The 520-nt window shown below is 62.9% G+C and carries 1 protein-coding gene; it reads right to left on the bottom strand.

Going from position 1 to position 520, the window contains the following annotated elements; translation table 11 throughout:
- Position 1 precedes the first annotated feature (1 nt).
- Positions 2 to 520: 4Fe-4S dicluster domain-containing protein (locus tag SB786_RS35610; protein ID WP_410731487.1), on the bottom strand; the 519-nt coding region annotated here is incomplete at its 5' end.

The following is a 520-nucleotide window of genomic DNA, read 5'->3' as shown; positions in this document are numbered from 1 at the left end:
GTTACATATTCGGGTAATTCGGTCCGCCGCCGCCTTCCGGCGTGACCCACACGATGTTCTGCGTCGGGTCCTTGATGTCGCAGGTCTTGCAGTGCACGCAGTTCTGCGCGTTGATCACGAGCCGATCGCTGCCGTCGTCGTGCTTCACGAACTCGTACACCGCCGCCGGGCAGAAGCGGGCCTCCGGCCCCGCGTACGTGCGCAGGTTCACGTTCACCGGCACGTTCGCATCCTTCAGCGTCAGGTGCGCCGGCTGGTTTTCCTCATGGTTCGTGTTGGAGATGAACACCGACGACAGCCGATCGAACGTCAGCTTGCCGTCCGGCTTCGGATACTCGATCGGCGTGCATTGCGACGCCGGCTTCAGCATCTCGTGGTCCGCATGCTTGTGATGCAGCGTCCACGGCACATTGCCGCCCATCACCTTCTGCTCGAGCCCGACCATCAGCGTGCCGAGGTACAGCCCCTTGGCCATCCACTGCTTGAAGTTGCGCGCGCGGTACAGCTCCGTGTACAGCCA

This window comes from Burkholderia sp. SIMBA_062, assembly GCF_046534765.1.
GTDB lineage: Bacteria > Pseudomonadota > Gammaproteobacteria > Burkholderiales > Burkholderiaceae > Burkholderia > Burkholderia ambifaria.
The sequence above is the reverse complement of the archived record's forward strand: the minus strand, read 5'-3'. Positions and strand labels throughout refer to the sequence as shown.